The organism is Aeromonas eucrenophila (assembly GCF_000819865.1).
In the GTDB taxonomy this organism is placed as follows: domain Bacteria; phylum Pseudomonadota; class Gammaproteobacteria; order Enterobacterales; family Aeromonadaceae; genus Aeromonas; species Aeromonas eucrenophila.
Window position 1 is genome coordinate 104,129 of the sequence record NZ_CDDF01000011.1, and the last position, 15,586, is coordinate 119,714.

At 61.1% G+C, this 15,586-nt stretch carries 13 protein-coding genes; 5 read left to right on the forward strand and 8 right to left on the reverse strand.

The genetic code is table 11. The features are described from left to right. Positions 1–9: 9 nt before the first annotated feature. The 3 genes from eco (at position 10) to hdfR (ending at position 2,044) form a co-directional block, all read left to right on the forward strand. Positions 10–492 carry a serine protease inhibitor ecotin gene (eco, locus tag BN1124_RS10795; RefSeq protein ID WP_033131911.1) on the forward strand — a complete coding sequence of 161 codons (483 nt, stop codon included), beginning with the start codon at positions 10–12 and terminating at the stop codon, positions 490–492. A 293-nt stretch (positions 493–785) separates the two neighbouring features. Next, positions 786–1,151, forward strand: coding sequence for a MaoP family protein (locus BN1124_RS10800; RefSeq protein ID WP_042641777.1), 366 nt, complete (start codon positions 786–788; stop codon positions 1,149–1,151). Then, positions 1,151–2,044 (forward strand): HTH-type transcriptional regulator HdfR, encoded by an 894-nt coding sequence (gene hdfR, locus BN1124_RS10805; RefSeq protein ID WP_042641779.1) that lies wholly within the window; start codon positions 1,151–1,153, stop codon positions 2,042–2,044. The genes BN1124_RS10800 and hdfR overlap by 1 nt, the downstream gene beginning before the upstream one ends. 102 nt (positions 2,045–2,146) lie before the next feature. On the opposite strand, the gene tyrA is transcribed toward hdfR, so the two are convergent. The 6 genes from tyrA to glpT form a co-directional block, all read right to left on the reverse strand. Then, positions 2,147–3,286: a bifunctional chorismate mutase/prephenate dehydrogenase gene (gene tyrA / locus BN1124_RS10810; RefSeq protein WP_042641781.1), complete on the reverse strand. Its 1,140-nt coding sequence runs from the start codon at positions 3,284–3,286 to the stop codon at positions 2,147–2,149. Between the two features lie 128 nt (positions 3,287–3,414). Continuing rightward, positions 3,415–4,488 (reverse strand): 3-deoxy-7-phosphoheptulonate synthase, encoded by a 1,074-nt coding sequence (locus tag BN1124_RS10815; RefSeq protein WP_033131907.1) that lies wholly within the window; start codon positions 4,486–4,488, stop codon positions 3,415–3,417. Positions 4,489–4,838: 350 nt separating this feature from the next. After that, complete coding sequence (gene glpQ / locus BN1124_RS10820) at positions 4,839–5,921, reverse strand: glycerophosphodiester phosphodiesterase (RefSeq protein WP_042641783.1); 1,083 nt, start codon at positions 5,919–5,921, stop codon at positions 4,839–4,841. A 115-nt stretch (positions 5,922–6,036) separates the two neighbouring features. Further along, positions 6,037–7,521, reverse strand: a complete 1,485-nt coding sequence (gene glpD, locus BN1124_RS10825) for a glycerol-3-phosphate dehydrogenase (RefSeq protein WP_042641784.1) — start codon at positions 7,519–7,521, stop codon at positions 6,037–6,039. Between the two features lie 308 nt (positions 7,522–7,829). Beyond that, positions 7,830–8,588 (reverse strand): DeoR/GlpR family transcriptional regulator, encoded by a 759-nt coding sequence (locus BN1124_RS10830; protein ID WP_042641786.1) that lies wholly within the window; start codon positions 8,586–8,588, stop codon positions 7,830–7,832. Positions 8,589–8,688: 100 nt separating this feature from the next. Beyond that, complete coding sequence (gene glpT, locus BN1124_RS10835) at positions 8,689–10,044, reverse strand: glycerol-3-phosphate transporter (RefSeq protein ID WP_042641789.1); 1,356 nt, start codon at positions 10,042–10,044, stop codon at positions 8,689–8,691. Between the two features lie 489 nt (positions 10,045–10,533). Between glpT and BN1124_RS10840 the strand changes: the two genes are divergently transcribed. Continuing rightward, entirely contained in the window at positions 10,534–11,382 is an 849-nt protein-coding gene (locus BN1124_RS10840; protein WP_042641791.1) for an MIP/aquaporin family protein, read from the forward strand. A gap of 29 nt (positions 11,383–11,411) precedes the next feature. After that, positions 11,412–12,917: a glycerol kinase GlpK gene (gene glpK, locus BN1124_RS10845; protein WP_042641793.1), complete on the forward strand. Its 1,506-nt coding sequence runs from the start codon at positions 11,412–11,414 to the stop codon at positions 12,915–12,917. A 114-nt stretch (positions 12,918–13,031) separates the two neighbouring features. Here the strand turns inward: glpK and BN1124_RS10850 are convergent, their stop codons facing one another. Then, positions 13,032–13,934, reverse strand: a complete 903-nt coding sequence (locus BN1124_RS10850; RefSeq protein ID WP_042641795.1) for a LysR substrate-binding domain-containing protein — start codon at positions 13,932–13,934, stop codon at positions 13,032–13,034. 166 nt (positions 13,935–14,100) lie between these two features. After that, a complete protein-coding gene (locus BN1124_RS10855; protein ID WP_042641798.1) occupies positions 14,101–15,564 on the reverse strand; it encodes a DUF1254 domain-containing protein in 1,464 nt (487 codons plus the stop codon). Between the last annotated feature and the right edge of the window lie 22 nt (positions 15,565–15,586).

Genomic DNA, 15,586 nt, shown 5'->3' on the forward strand with positions numbered 1-15,586 from the left:
GAGGTACAGATGAAAACCGTATTGCGTTTTAGCCTGCTGGGCGCCTTGTTATTGGGCGGCCATGCCTTCGCCGCCGAACCGAAAAAATTTGATATCAGCATGTTCCCCGCCGCCGAAGTGAACCAGGAACGTGTCGTGATCCGTCTGCCGGAAGTCGAGAATGAAGCCGACATGATGGTTGAACTGCAGGTCGGCAAGAAGATGCTGGTCGACTGCAACCTGCCGCGCTTCGCCGGCAACCTGGAACAGCACAGCGTCAAGGGCTGGGGCTACAACTACCTGACCCTGGGCCAGGTCTCCGGCCCCGTCAGCACCCTGATGGCCTGCCCGGATGGCCAGAAGAAAGATACCTTCGTCCAGATCTATGGTCAGGGCTTCTTCGTGAACTACAACTCCAAGCTGCCGTTCGTCATCTATGTGCCGCAAGAGTATGAAGTGCGCTATCGTCTGTGGCGTGCCGACAACCTCGCGCAGCCAGCCATGATCGAATAAGTGCCTGATGATCGGGTACAGTTGTTCATAAACATCTAAATAAGGCGCCACATGGCGCCTTATTTTTTGGGTTTTTCGTGCGTCAATGCTGCCATTTCCTTTACAGAAGCTGACATAACTCCACTATTTTTCAGGCTTTTTTGTGGTACTCACCGCAAAATCCCCCTTCGGGATGAGCGAAACCCAGTTCGATGAAATATATTTATTAACATAGTAAAAAAATTGATTTTGCACTCTGCGACGGCCTGATGATACTTGCCCGCAAAGGTCAAACTAACCAGAACAAGAGCACTATGAGCTTCGAATCAGACAAGCGTTTCAATGACTTCAAACATTTTCCCCGTGGCCTGCGTCGCAGCGGCGAATTCACCGTGGCCGAAGCCGACAGTCTGGAAAAATACGGCACCGTCATGCTGGCGCTCTACCAGGGCAACCAGGCTCCGCGCGACGAGGTGGAGAGTGCCTTCATCGAGCAGGTCAAGTCTGGCGCCGCCGGTAGCAACCCCCACGCCAAGGTGTGGTTCAAGTATCTGAAGGTGATTGGTCCCAAGCGGGTGCATCGTCTGTGCACCGTCGCCGGTGGCGCCAACGAAGACATGGGCGGCAGTTTTGAAAGCAGCGGTGGTGGCGGCGGTGGCAGCGACGAGTCCCTCGATTAATGGATACCGAGCTGCTTCGGACCTTTATCGAGGTCAGCAAGACCCGGCACTTTGGCCGGGCGGCCGAGAATCTCTACTTGACCCAGTCGGCGGTGAGCTTTCGGATCCGCCAGCTTGAGCAGCAACTCGGGGTCAGCCTGTTTGCCCGTCATCGCAACAACATCCGCCTGACCGCCTCCGGTGAGCGTCTGCTGCCCTACGCAGACGCCATCTTGCACACGCTAGGCCGCGCCAAGCAGGACGTGGCCCTCTCCCCCGGCTTCAGTCAGCAGCTCGCCATCGGCGCCCCCGCGGTGTTCTGGGAGCTCGATTTCAACGACTGGCTCAATCACGTCTATGCGCTGGCCCCCGGCCTCGCGGTGCGGCTCGAAACCGCGTCGCGCGAGCACCTGTGCCGCCAGTTGCTGGAGCGCTCCCTCGATCTCGCCCTGCTCTCGGAGCCGACCAAGATCGACGAGATCGCCCTGCACCCCATAGGTGAGCTGGTGTTCGTGCTGGTGAGCCGGGACAGTGCCGCCAGCGCCGACAGCCTGATGCAGATGCCGCACATTCACCTCGACTGGGGCACCAGCTTCGAGCCCCAATCCAGTCGCTTGCAGAGCCTGCAGAAGACGCCTGTGCTGCATTCGAGCTCCGCCAGCATGGCGCTGCAGTTCGTGCTGGCCAACGGTGGCGCCGCCTACCTGCCCAGACGGATGGTGAGCCCCTTCCTCGAGCAGGGACGGCTGCATCTGGTGGAAGGAGGGCAGCCGCTCAGCCGCCCGCTCTACCTCGCCTATCTGGAGAAATCCGATCGCCGCGAGCTCATCGATCAGCTGCTGACCCTACCCCTTGGCTGGGACGAGGCCGAGCTGCGACTGCCGTCCCTCGAGCAAGGCAAGCTGCTGCCATGATGACAATTTAGCTGCGTCTTCCTCTGCTGCGCCTGCACCAATCAGCATAACAGCAACGAAAAAGGGGCCTGATGGCCCCTTTTGTATAGATGTCGTTCAATCTCAGCCGTGCTGTCGGCGATCGTTGGCCTGGGCCAGCAGCATGCGGCTCTCGCGCAGGAACTCATCCGCCCGCTCGCCGAAGAAGCCGGAGACCTGTTCGAAGGCGTCGATGAAACCCGCCCTGTCCCCTTGCTCCAATATCCCCAGCACCTCGCCAAAGTTCTGGTAGTAGCGGCGGATCATCGCCAGGTTCTGTGGTGACGACAGTATGATGTCGGCATAGAGGTGCGGATCCTGGGCAAACAGCCGTCCCACCATGGCGAGCTCCAGCCGGTAGATGGGAGAGCTCAGGGTCAACAGCCGATCCAGGTTGGCCTGCTCCCGGGAGAGGTGCCAACCGTAGGCGAAGGTCGCAAAGTGGCGCAGCGCCTGGATGAAGGTCATGGCCTCGTCGTGGGCCTTGGCCTCCACCTGCTGCAGCCGTGCGCCCCAGATGGTCATCTGATCCAGCAGCCACTGACTGGCGGCCGGGTCCCGGCCCTGACAGCAGACGATCACCTGCTTGGCGAGGCTCGCCACGTCCGGTCCGAACATGGGGTGCAGCCCCAGCACGGGTCCCTTGTGCACCGCCAGCATGTGTGACAGGGGCTGTGCCTTCACGCTGGTGACATCCACCAGCAGGCAATCGCCGGGCAACGCACCGAGCCGGTCGATGATCTGGCAGGTGACATCGATGGGCACCGCCACCATCACCAGCCCGGCCCCGGCCAGGATGGCGTCAGCCCGTGGCCAGTCGGCCTGCTCCAGGCTCTCGACTCTGTAGCCCGACAGGCTGAACAGCTGGCCGAACAGCCGGCCGAGCTGGCCCTGACCGCCGATGATCACCACCTTGCCGAGGGTCGGCTTCATGCACTTGAAGTGATGTTCCTTGTCGCTGGCCGATTCCAGGATATAGGACTCGCGCATCACCCGGCGCAGCACGTCCTCGATGAGATCCCCGGGCACCCCGAGGGATTCGGCCTCGGCGCGACGGCGAGCCAGCATGCTCGCCTCCCGATCCGGCGCATAGATGGGCAGACCGTGTCGGCTCTTCACTTCCCCCACCTCCCCCACCAGGGCCAGGCGCTCGGCGAACAGATCGATCAGCTGCCTGTCCACCGCATCAATCTTGTCCCTCAAGGCATTCAATTCTTCAGCCATGTCCAATCCTTGCTGGCGCCGCTGGCGGCGACGCCTTGTGATTCAATCGATTGCAACAGATGTCAGGAGGGCGCCACCGCCGTTGGCCGTGGCGCCCCCTGCTCCAGATGATGACAAGATACCACGGCTTAAGACGCGGTTCTGCCCTGAAGTGGCGCCGCCAGCTGACGATGGCAGCGGGCCAGCAAGTCGGCGGTGGTGTCCCAGTCGATGCAGGCATCGGTGATTGAAACCCCGTAGCGCATCTGCTCCTTGGGCTGCTCGCTGGACTGGTTGCCCTCCAGCAAGTTGGATTCGAGCATCACCCCGATAATGGAGCGGTTGCCCTCCTGGATCTGGTGGATGACGTTGTCCGCCACCTTGGGTTGCAGGCGGTGATCCTTGCTGGAGTTGCCGTGGCTGCAATCCACCACCAGGCCGGGCAGCAGGCCCGCCTTCTCCAGCGCCTCTTCCGCCAGGGACACATTGACCGAGTCGTAGTTCGGGTGCTTGCCGCCGCGCAGGATCACGTGGCCGTCCGGGTTGCCCTGGGTCTGCAGCAAGGCGACCTGGCCCTGCTGGTTGATGCCCATGAAGGCATGGGGGCTGGAGGCCGCCTGCAGCGCATTGATGGCGGTACCGAGGTTGCCGTCGGTGCCATTCTTGAAGCCGACCGGCATGGAGAGACCGGACGCCATCTCCCTGTGGGTCTGGGATTCCGTGGTGCGGGCACCGATGGCCGACCAGGAGAACAGCTCCGCCAGGTATTGCGGGCTGATGGGATCCAGCGCCTCGGTCGCGAGCGGCAATTCCAGCTCGGCGAGCCAGCACAGCAGCTCACGGGCCCGGTGCAGACCCAGCTCCACGTCGAAGGTGCCATCGAGGTTCGGATCGTTGATAAAGCCCTTCCAGCCGACCGTGGTGCGTGGCTTCTCAAAGTAGACCCGCATGACAATGTAGAGAGAATCCTGATAGGCATCATGCAGCGCTTTGAGTCTGGTTGCGTACTCTTTGGCGGCGTCCATGTCGTGGATGGAGCAGGGTCCACAGATCACCAGCAGGCGATGATCACGACGGTGGATGATGTCGGCGATGGTGGTGCGAGCCCCTTGCACGAAAGCCAGCGCACGCTCGGAGATGGGTAACTTCTCCTTGAGCTGGGCAGGCGTGATCATCACTTGTTCGGACTGGATATGGATGTTGTTCAGGGGATCTCTCTGCATTTTCTCATTCTCTCTACTGTATTTAAGCCAATTGCGCCGAGTGTATTTTATTGTTTACACAAGTCAGCGCTTTGTTACGCAACCGCCCCCACCTTACCAAGGAAAAACAAACAATCAAGTGAAACTAGCGGTGAAATGGCTCAACAGGTGAATAAACGACCAACATATTGACCTCGGCAGCCATAAAATCGGGTACCCCTAACCTCCGAAGAACAAAATATCGTAAACATAAATTTACAATCAAATCATTCACATGAGTCCAGACGACTGGTTATCTTCTTGCTCCTCTCTCGGGCATAAAAAAGCGGGGCACCTGGCCCCGCTTGCGTTCCCGTGCTCTCTTCTTCTATTTATGCCTTGCCGTGCGCCTTGATGACGGCTACCGCCTTGTCCGGGAAGTCGCTGAACACCCCGTCCACATCCGCCTGATAGAGGAAGATGTTGAGCAGATCGGTGAAGTCCCTGGCATAGGCCGGGATCTGACCCTGATCCTGGCGGAAGGTATAAGGATGCACCTTGAGGCCGGCGGCATGGGCCTCCTTGACCATGCCGGTGATCACCGGCTTGCCGAGGGTGCCCGGCTCGGTCACCACCATCGGCTTCCAGGGGCCTATGCCGTCGGCGTAAGCGGCGATCGTCTTCATGGCCCCCGGCTTGAACATCCAGTCGTAGTCGTAGGGAGTCGCCTTGCCCTTGGCGTCGTAGACCATGGTCTCGTGCCAGTCGGTCTCGGCCATCAGCTGCACCAGCTTCAAGTCCATCCCTAAGGCAGGCATCAGCTCGGTGTCGATGCGCTTGAGCTCGTCGGCATCGAAGCTCTGCAGGTAGATCTTGCTCTCTTTATTGGTGTAGCCGTACTGCTTGAGCACCTTGAGCACGGCGCTGGAGATGTCCTTGCCCTCATGGCGGAACAGCCAGGGGGCCTTGATCTCCGGGTAGATGCCAATCTGCTTGCCGGTGCTCTTGTTGAGCCCCTGGATCATCTCGATCTCCTCCTGGAAGGTGTGGATCTCGAAGCTGGATTGCCACAGCGGGAAGCGCGCCGGATAGACCGGCACCTGCTTGCCATCCACCAGCTGGAACGGCTCCGTCATACGCAGGGAGCGCACCTCGGCCAGGGTGAAGTCCACCACATAGTAGCGGCCATCCGGGCGGGCCCGGCCGGGGAAGCGCTCGGCCACGTCGGTGATGCCGTCGAGGAAGTGATCGTGCATCACCACCAGCTGGTCATCCTTGGTCATCACCAGATCCTGCTCCAGGTAATCGGCCCCCATGCCGTAGGCCAGCGCCTTGGACGCCAGGGTGTGTTCGGGCAGATAACCGGAGGCGCCGCGGTGGGCGATCACTATCTTGCCTTCGTCGGCGGCAAGGGCGGGCAATGCGAGGGCGGCCCCGAGGCCAAGGGCCACCAGGGAGAGAGGAAGTTTGTTCATGGATTGTGCTCTTGTTATTGTGCCGTTTATTATTTCGGCTTGAATGTAGGTTATTGTTATAGCAGAGGTTTATTGCAGATTTACGGCGGGTGACCAGGGCCGCCCGCCTTCTTCATCAGCTTGCCTTGGGCAAGGCCTGATGTTGATCCAGCCAGGCTTGCAACTGTTGCTGCTCAGCCTCGGACAGGCGCAGCCCCAGCTTGCTGCGGCGCCACAGTATGTCTTCCAGGGAATAGGCCCACTCGCGGCTCATCAGGTAGCGTACCTCCGACTCGTACAAGCCGGCGCCAAAGTGCTGACCACGCTCCTCGTGCAGCCAGAGGCGGGCATGACTGCCGTAAGCCTCGGCGATGCGGCGGGCGCCGCGCTCATCCAGCCAGTCGAATTCGAGCATGTAGGCGCGGGCCAGCTCTGTGGTGGAGCAGTCGAACTCGCCACCGGGCAGCCGGCTGCTGGCGGTCCAGTCGTCCCCCATCTGGTGGAACCAGGGCTTGAGCTTGTTGCAGGCTGCCTGGGCCAGCTTGCGGTAGGTGGTGAGCTTGCCACCGAACACCGAGAGCAGGGGCGCGCCGTCGGATTCACCACTCAGTTCGAGGGTGTAGTCGCGGGTCACCGCCTGGGGTGAGTCAGACTCGTCATCGCAGAGCGGGCGCACCCCGGCATAGGTCCAGATCACCTCGGAGGGCGCTATCTGGCGGGTGAAGTGCCCGTTGACCACCTTGCACAGGTACTCGATCTCGGCGCTGCTGATCTTCGCCTCCCGCGGATCCCCCCTGTGCTCCACGTCCGTGGTGCCGATCAGCGAAAAGTCCTGCTGATAGGGGATGACGAAGACGATGCGGTTGTCCTCGTTTTGCAGGATATAGGCCTCTTCGCGCTCGTGGATGCGCGGCACTATGATGTGGCTGCCCTTGATGAGGCGAATACCGCGCGGGGATTTCTCGTGCAGGCTCTCGTCGTAGAAGGTCTTGACCCAGGGACCGGCCGCATTGACCAGGCCACGGCAGGTGACGCTGAACTGCTCGCCGCCGGCCCGCTCCAGGGTCAGGGTCCAGTGCTTGGAGCCGCGCACCGCCTTGACGCAGCGGGTGCGGGTCTGCACCTCGGCGCCCTTGTCCCGGGCCATCATGGCGTTGAGCACCACCAGACGGGCATCATCGACCCAGGCATCCGAGTATTCGAAGCCCTTGTTGATACCGTTTTTCAGGCCGTCTTGCGGCAGAAAGCGCACGCCACAGCTGCCCTTGAGCTTGTCGCGCTTGGCCAGGTTGTCATAGAGGAAGAGGCCGGCGCGGATCATCCAGGCCGGACGCAGGTGCGGGCGATGGGGCAAGCGGAAACGCATGGGACGGGCGATGTGCGGGGCCATGCCGAGCAGCACCTCCCGCTCCGCCAGCGCCTCTTTCACCAGCCGGAATTCGTAATGCTCGAGGTAACGCAGGCCGCCGTGGATCAGCTTGCTGGAGTTGGAAGAGGTGGCCGAGGCGAGATCCTGTGCCTCGAACAACGCCACCTTCAGCCCCCGCCCCGCCGCATCTGCCGCAATGCCGACCCCGTTGATGCCGCCGCCGACGACGACCAGATCATAATGTTCGCTCATGTTCACCTACTTTCTTATTTTGTGTTTGCCATGTGGGCAATGTTTGATTTCGCTCATATTAGAACATGAAAAAATGATAAACGAACATTTTATGATGAGAATGTGATCGGGATTGTTCCGACAATGCTAAAAATGCTGCCAATCGGTGATCGGCATGCCGGCGGTGGCCACTGCGGGCGGGGGATCCCCCCCTGGCGGGCACCCTTGCCATGCCAGGGCGCGACGGCAAAGGGGGAAGAAGGCGGGGCGTATTGAGTGGAAAAAAGCGGCCGCCCTATGGCGGCCTGATGCTGGCGGAGTCTTGGATGTCAGCAGACGTGGCAGGCGATCTGATGTTGGGACATCAGCCGCATCAGCCGCTCCGGCGGCTCCTGATCCGTGAACAGGGCGTGGATCTGGTCGATGTTACCGAGGTTGACCATGGCGTTGCGGCCGAACTTGGTGTGGTCGGCGGCCAGGAACACCTGGCGGGAGTGGGCCATGATGGCCTGGGCAATCTTCACCTCGTGGTAATCGAAATCGAGCAGGGAGCCGTCGTTGTCGATGCCGGAGATGCCGATGACGCCGTAGTCCATGCGGAACTGGCCGATGAAGTCGCGGGTCGCCTCCCCGACGATGCCGCCATCCCGGTTGCGGATCTCGCCACCGGCGATGATGACGGTGAAGTCATCCTTGGCGGTGAGGATGCTGGCGACGTTCAGGTTGTTGGTGACGATGCGCAGCTCGCGGTGATCGAGCAGGGCGCGGGCGATGGCCTCGGTGGTGGTGCCGATGTCGATGAAGAGCGAGGAGCCGTCGGGAATGTTGGCAGCCACCTCGCGGGCGATACGCTCTTTCTCCTTGAGCTGCATGACCTTGCGGGCGCTGTATGCGGTGTTGACCGTACTCGAATGCAGGGAGGCTCCGCCGTGATGGCGCCGGATCTTGTTCTGCTCGGCGAGATCGTTCAGATCCCGGCGAATGGTCTGGGGGCTGACGTCAAAATGGGTCACCAGATCGTCGGTCGAGACGAAACCCTGCCGCGTCAGGACGTCCAGGATCTCCAGATGTCGTTGGGTTTGCTTCACGCTTGCACTCCGCTGATGGGACGAAAAAAGGCCCCGGCAATGCGGGGCCTTGGGCAGTCTACCTTATCCCTTTTCGGATCGATAAGGGCAGGATCACGTTTTATGCCTTATTGGCAGCGGCCTTGGCGGCGACGGCGATGTTCTCGTGCTTGAGAGTCATCGCCAGCAGCACGATGGAGAGCAGGCAGGAAACCACCAGCACCATGAAGCCACCGTCCCAACCGAAGTGGTCGACGGTGTAGCCCAGCATGGCGTTGGCGGCCACGGCGCCACCCAGGTAACCGAACAAGCCGGTGAAGCCGGCGGCGGTACCGGCAGCCTTCTTCGGCGCCAGCTCCAAGGCATAGAGACCGATCAGCATGACGGGGCCGTAGATGAGGAAGCCGATGGCCACCAGCGCCATCATGTCGACGCTCGGGTTGCCTGCCGGGTTCAGCCAGTAGACCAGCACGGCGACGGTCACCAGCACCATGAACAGGATGCCGGCCGGGGCGCGGCGGCCCTTGAACATCTTGTCCGAGATCCAGCCACACAGCAGGGTGCCCGGGATCCCCGCCCACTCATAGAGGAAGTAGGCCCAGGAGGAGTGATCCACGCTGAAGTCTTTCGCTTCCTTGAGGTAGGTCGGCGCCCAGTCCAGCACGCCGTAGCGGATGAGGTAGACGAAGGCGTTGGCGATGGCGATGTACCACAGCAGCTTGTTGTGCAGCACGTACTTCATGAAGATCTCCTTGGCGGAGAACTCCTGTTCGTGACTCTCGTTGTAATCCTTCGGGTAGTCGTCCTTGAACTCCTCGATGGGGGGCAGGCCGACGGATTGCGGGGTGTCGCGCATCACGAAGAAGGTGATCACGGCGATGGCCGCAGCCGCAGCCGCCGGCACATAGAAGGCGCTGCGCCAGTCATTGAACCAGCCCATCCCGAGGATGAACAGCGGGCCTATCATGCCGCCGCCCACGTTGTGGGCCACGTTCCAGACCGAGACGATCTCGCCCCGCTCTTTCTGTGACCACCAGTGCACCATGGTGCGGCCGCAGGGGGGCCAGCCCATGCCCTGCACCCAGCCGTTCAGGAACAAGAGCACGAACATGATGGCGATGCTGGAGGTGGCCCAGTGCATGGTCCCCATCATGAACATGATACCGGCCGAGAGCAGCAGGCCAGCGGAGAGGAAGTAGCGCGCGTTCGAGCGATCCGACACGTTCCCCATCAGGAACTTGGACAGACCGTAGGCGATGGAGACCCCGGACAGGGCCAGGCCCAGATCGCCGCGGGAGAACCCCTGCTCTATCAGATAGGGCATGGCCAGGCTGAAGTTTTTGCGTACCAGGTAGTAGCCGGCATAACCGAAGAAGATCCCGAAAAACACCTGCCAGCGCATGCGCTTGTAGAAGGGATCGACCTTGTCGGCGGGTAGCCGGTCGATGTGGGGTGCTGGCCTGAAGAGACTAAGCATGTTTGCTTCCTTATTGTTGTTATGGGCGGTTGAGGGTGCCCCGTTCGTGCAGACAAACCAGATGAGTCCCGATTCGCAAGCGAGCCTATTGTGCTCACATGTGAACATTTAATCTGTGATGTAGGCGGAAATATTGCAGTTTTATTACAGAGAAAGTCATCGGAGGAGTGAGGGCACATTGAGCGCAAGCCCTTATACAGCACGGCTTTCACATACCCCATTGGTGGTATCTAGTTCTGCGCAAGTTGCTTTTCGTCACATTTTCTTAGCAATGAGTGGGATCTTGTCCACATTTCCTGTGGCAGGGGTATGGTGAATTGATACAGAAGGTTTATTTTCTCTCTCGTCCAAGAACGAGCGAAAACGAACATAACGTTTGCGCTGGCTCAAAAAACAAGAAGAAACGTTTGCGGACGCAACAAATGGAACTGAACGATAACGAGATGGAACATCAAACCTACTCTGGGTGGATATAAGGAATAACAAGTTATGAGCATACAAAGACCCAATACCCTGCTTGGCGAGTGCATCGCCGAGTTTATCGGAACCGGCCTGCTGATCTTCTTCGGCGTCGGTTGTGTGGCAGCCCTGGTGCTGGCCGGTGCCAACTTCGGACAATGGGAAATTTCCATTACCTGGGGTCTGGGCGTCGCCATCGCCATCTATGTCACCGGCGGCATTTCTGGTGCCCACCTGAACCCGGCCGTTACCCTGGCGCTGATGACCTTCGCTGGCTTTGACAAGCGCAAAGTCGTGCCCTTCATCATCGCTCAGGTCGCGGGCGCCTTCTGCTCCGCCGCCTTGGTTTACTTCCTCTATGGTAACCTTTTCACCCAGTGGGAACTGACCCACAACGTGGTGCGCGGCAGCGTCGAGAGCCTCGGCACCGCCGGCATCTTCTCCACCTACCCCAATGCACTGCTCTCCAACATGCAGGCGTTCGCGGTCGAGATGGTGATCACCGCCGTACTGATGCTGGGCATCATGGCGCTGGGTGACAACAACAACGGCGCCCCCAAAGGTTTCGCCGCCGCCCTGCTGATCGGGATCCTGATCGCGGTGATCGGTGCCTCCCTCGGCCCCTTGACCGGCTTTGCCATGAACCCGGCCCGTGATTTTGGCCCCAAACTGTTCGCCTTCGTCGCAGGCTGGGGTGATGTGGCCCTGACCGGCGGTCGTGACAATCCCTACTTCTGGGTCCCCATCCTCGGCCCCATCGTCGGCGCCCAGCTGGGAACCGCCCTCTATGTGAAAGTATTGGCTCCCTGCGTGCCGGGCAACCGTGTTGCCGCCACCGAGCAAGCCGACCTACTCGCTAAAGACAAAGCCGCCGCATAAGAGTGGCCCCCTAAAACGTGGAGAACATCATGTCTGCTGAAAAGAAATATGTCGTCGCCCTGGATCAAGGCACCACCTCGTCCCGTGCCATCGTGTTTGATCAGGACGCCAATATAGTCGCGACCTCCCAGCGCGAGTTCACCCAGCACTACCCCAAGGCGGGTTGGGTCGAGCACGATCCCATGGAGATCTGGGCCACCCAGTCTTCCGTGTTCACCGAGGTGCTGGCCAAGACCGGCCTGCACAGCGAGCAGATCGCCGCCATCGGCATCACCAACCAGCGTGAAACCACCGTAGTGTGGGAAAAAGCCACCGGCAAACCCGTCTACAACGCCATCGTCTGGCAATGCCGCCGCACCGCCGCCATCTGCGAAGAGCTCAAGGCCCGCGGTCTGGAAGACTATGTGCGCGAGAACACCGGTCTGGTGCTGGATGCCTACTTCTCCGGCACCAAGGTGAAATGGATCCTCGACAACGTGGAAGGGGCCCGCGAGAAGGCGATCAACGGCGAGCTGCTGTTCGGTACCATCGACACCTGGCTGGTGTGGAAGATGACCAACGGCGAGGTGCATGTCACCGATCCGACCAACGCATCTCGCACCATGCTCTACAACATCCGCGATCTGAAGTGGGATGAAAAGATGCTGGACGAGCTCGGCATCCCCATGTCCATGCTGCCGGAAGTCAAACCCTCCTCCGAGGTCTATGGCTACACCACCCGTGGCGGCGGCACCCGTATCCCCATCGCCGGCATCGCCGGTGACCAGCAGTCCGCCCTGTTCGGCCAGCTGTGCTTCGAGAAAGGCATGGCCAAGAACACCTATGGCACCGGCTGCTTCATGCTGATGAACACCGGTACCGAACCGGTTCGCTCCCACAACGGCCTGCTGACCACGGTCGCCATCGGTCCTAAAGGCGAGGTGAACTACGCGCTGGAAGGGGCCGTGTTTATGGGCGGCGCCACCATCCAGTGGCTGCGCGACGAGCTCAAGATCATCCACGATGCCCGCGACACCGACTACTTCGCCTCCAAGGTGGGTGACACCAACGGCGTCTACCTGGTGCCGGCCTTCGTCGGTCTGGGCGCCCCTTACTGGGACCCATACGCTCGTGGCACCATGGTCGGCCTGACCCGTGGCGCGAACCGCAACCACATCATCCGCGCCGCGCTGGAATCCATCGCCTACCAGAGCCGCGACGTGCTGGATGCCATGCAGCAGGACTCCGGCATCAAGCTGGCGGCCCTGAAGGTAGACGGCGGCGCCGTGGCCAACGACTTCCTGATGCAGTTCCAGTCCGACATGATGCACACCCCAGTGGTGCGTCCGACCCGGATCGAGACCACCGCCATGGGCGCCGCCTTCCTGGCCGGTCTGGCCGTGGGCTTCTGGAAGAGCTCCGACGAGCTGCAAGACAAGTTCAGCGTCGATCGCGAATTCATCCCCCAGATGGATCACGCGGATCGGGACAAGCGCTATCGCGGCTGGCAGAAAGCGGTGGAGCGCTCCCGTCGCTGGGCCCTTGAAGACGAATAACCAGCCCCTTTCACCCAGGTGAAAACCCAAAGAGGCCGACAGCGATGTCGGCCTCTTCTATTGTGTTCGCGCCCCACGCCGGTGCACACCGAGCAGGCAGAGGTGGTGATTGCCCTACAGGGAATGGTTGCCGAGCTGCTCCCGGATAAAGTCGAGCCAGACCCGCAGCCGGATGTCGCGCTGGGCATCGGAGTAGAACACCGCATTGATGGGACGCGAGGCGCCGCTGTTGCTGCGCGCCAGCACCTCCACCAGGGCGCCGCTCGCCCTGTCCTCCCCGGTCATGAAGTCAGAGAGGCAGACGATCCCCTGCCCCTTGAGCGCCAGCTGGCGCAGGGTCTCGCCGCTGCTGGCCCTCAGGGTCGGGGTGATGGCAAAACGGTCTCCCTGCTCCGCGCTCAGCAGCGGCCAGTGGTTGAGGTGATCGGGATGCAAAAAGCCGAGCAGCTCGTGACCCTCCAGCAGATCCGCCGGCTGGCGCGGGGTGCCGCGCTCGCTTAAATAGGCGGGAGAGGCCAGCAGCCGCAGCTTGGATCGCCCGAGCGGCAGGGCGCGCAGGGAGGAGTCGGTCAGCTCGCCGATGCGAATGGCCATGTCCACTCGCCGCTCCATCAGGTTGATGAAGCCCTCGGAGCTGTGCAGTTGCAGCTCGATGGCCGGGTAGCGGCGGCGAAACTCGCCGATGATGGGCACCAGCCGGTGCAGTATGAAGGGGGTGGCAGCATCGACCCGCAATATCCCCTCCGGTTGCTCTCGGCGCATCAGCAGGTGGCTCTCGGCCTCGCTCATCTCGGTCAACACCTTGACCGCCCGCTGATAGAACCAGCTCCCCTCCTCGGTCAGGCTGACCCGGCGGGTGGTGCGATTGAGCAGCACGGTGGCGAGCTTTTCTTCGAGGCGCTTGATGCCGCGGCTCACCACTGAGTTGTCCATCCCCAGGTTCTCCGCCGCCTGGCGAAAGCTACCCGCCTCCACCACGGCCACGAACAGGGTCAGTTCATCGGAATGGGTCTTCATTGTTGTTATCCTGGCAAGAGCAATGGCGTTTTATAGACGCAATGTCGATAAATTGGCAAGCCAAAATCTCCCGCGCCATCACGTTGGCGCCCGGCACCCGGCCCACATAAACAAGCCCCACGACGAGGCGTGGGGCTTGTATCGACAGCGGCCTTCGGCCGAGGGGTTAGTTCAACTTCTCGATCTTGGGCGGGATCCAGCTGCCATCCAGTATGGGTTTCTCGCCCCAGTAGGCGCGGATATAGAGGGAGAAGTGACCCTCGGGCGCCGGCAGCCAGTTGTTGATCTCGGCCTTGGGCGGCGCCTTGCGGCTGACATGGATGGTCAGGGAGCCGTCAGGATTGAGCTTGAGATCCTTGTTCTTGGTGCCAAGCGAATAGCGGTTGAGCTCGTTCGGGCTGAACAGGTGCTTGCTGTTATAGAGGGTCAGGGACCAGAAGCCCTTCACCGGGGGCAACTGCCCCTTGGCGAAGGTGACCTGGTAGCTGTGGGCGCCGTCGAGCTGCACCTTGCCGGCATCATAGTCCGTGTAGAAGTACTGGGTCTCGTCGGGCTTGTTGTCGAACATGTTCGACTTGGAGGTGCCGGTGCGGTTGTAGTAGTCCACCCCGAACTGGGCGTTGTTCTTGGAGCGGTTCCAGCCATTGCCCGCCGGTACCCCGTTGTTCTCCCACCTGAAGAAGTCGGCGATCACCGTCTTGTCGGTCTGCTCCGCCGCTTCGTTCATCCACTGGCGCACCTTGGGATCCTGCTTGCCCGCGTTCACCAAGTGGCGGAACTGGGCATACAGCGCCTCTTCACCGGGCAGGGGCGCGACCTTGGTCAGCACGTTGTCCAGCTGATCGAAGAACTTGTCCGGGATGACCCACTTGGTCTCCCCGGCGCTGGGGTTGGGCTTCTCGCCGATGGAGGGGATGTTGGCGTAGTCATAGGACTTCATCTTGCCGTCGAACTTGCTGAGCGGGTAAGTCATCACCTCCCGCACCGGCGCCTGGATGGCCGCCCGATCTTCCTTGGTATCGTCCATCTGCACCCGGGGGATCACGTTGGCCATCTCGGTGGAGGAGCAGATGACCCCCTCGATCCCCTTGGGAGTCTCACCCTGCCAGTTTGGCCCCACCAGCAGGTAGAAGCCGGGCTTGGAGCCATAGGGCTTGCCGAGGTTCGCTATCTGGTCGGTGCGGGCATCGTAGATGGCGTAGACCCAGAAGCGATCGCCGAAGTCCGGCACCTGGATCACCACGGGTTCTTTATCCAGCTCGAAGAAGCCGAGCCCGTAGACCACGTCCTGATTCGGGCAAGTAACGAAGGTTTCTGCTGGTTTGATGTAATCCGTCAGCATGCTGAGCTGCCCCATGGGGGCAACCGGCACCATGCCGCCATTGAGGGCCGGATAGGGCGCCTTGGTGATGGTGGCCCGGCGGTTGAACTGATTGACCATGGGATAACCCCAGATGTAGGCCTGCTGGGCGATGGCCTTCACGTAGGCCTCCGGCATCTGGACCCCGGCGGCGGGCCAGGTCAACGCATCAAACGCCGTGGGATGGGGAATGGTCAATGGGGCCGACTGGGCCATGGCTCCCGCGCTCAGCGCGAGCGTGGTCAGCCATACGAGTTGCTTGAGTTTCATCTATGTCTCCTCTGAGGAAGGC

Coding starts and splice junctions, on each gene's coding strand:
- eco (WP_033131911.1), top strand. CDS start 10: ATGAAAACCGTATTGCGTTTTAGCCTGCTGGGCGCCTTGTTATTGGGC.
- BN1124_RS10800 (WP_042641777.1), top strand. CDS start 786: ATGAGCTTCGAATCAGACAAGCGTTTCAATGACTTCAAACATTTTCCC.
- hdfR (WP_042641779.1), top strand. CDS start 1,151: ATGGATACCGAGCTGCTTCGGACCTTTATCGAGGTCAGCAAGACCCGG.
- tyrA (WP_042641781.1), bottom strand. CDS start 3,286: ATGGCTGAAGAATTGAATGCCTTGAGGGACAAGATTGATGCGGTGGAC.
- BN1124_RS10815 (WP_033131907.1), bottom strand. CDS start 4,488: ATGCAGAGAGATCCCCTGAACAACATCCATATCCAGTCCGAACAAGTG.
- glpQ (WP_042641783.1), bottom strand. CDS start 5,921: ATGAACAAACTTCCTCTCTCCCTGGTGGCCCTTGGCCTCGGGGCCGCC.
- glpD (WP_042641784.1), bottom strand. CDS start 7,521: ATGAGCGAACATTATGATCTGGTCGTCGTCGGCGGCGGCATCAACGGG.
- glpT (WP_042641789.1), bottom strand. CDS start 10,044: ATGCTTAGTCTCTTCAGGCCAGCACCCCACATCGACCGGCTACCCGCC.
- BN1124_RS10840 (WP_042641791.1), top strand. CDS start 10,534: ATGAGCATACAAAGACCCAATACCCTGCTTGGCGAGTGCATCGCCGAG.
- glpK (WP_042641793.1), top strand. CDS start 11,412: ATGTCTGCTGAAAAGAAATATGTCGTCGCCCTGGATCAAGGCACCACC.
- BN1124_RS10850 (WP_042641795.1), bottom strand. CDS start 13,934: ATGAAGACCCATTCCGATGAACTGACCCTGTTCGTGGCCGTGGTGGAG.
- BN1124_RS10855 (WP_042641798.1), bottom strand. CDS start 15,564: ATGAAACTCAAGCAACTCGTATGGCTGACCACGCTCGCGCTGAGCGCG.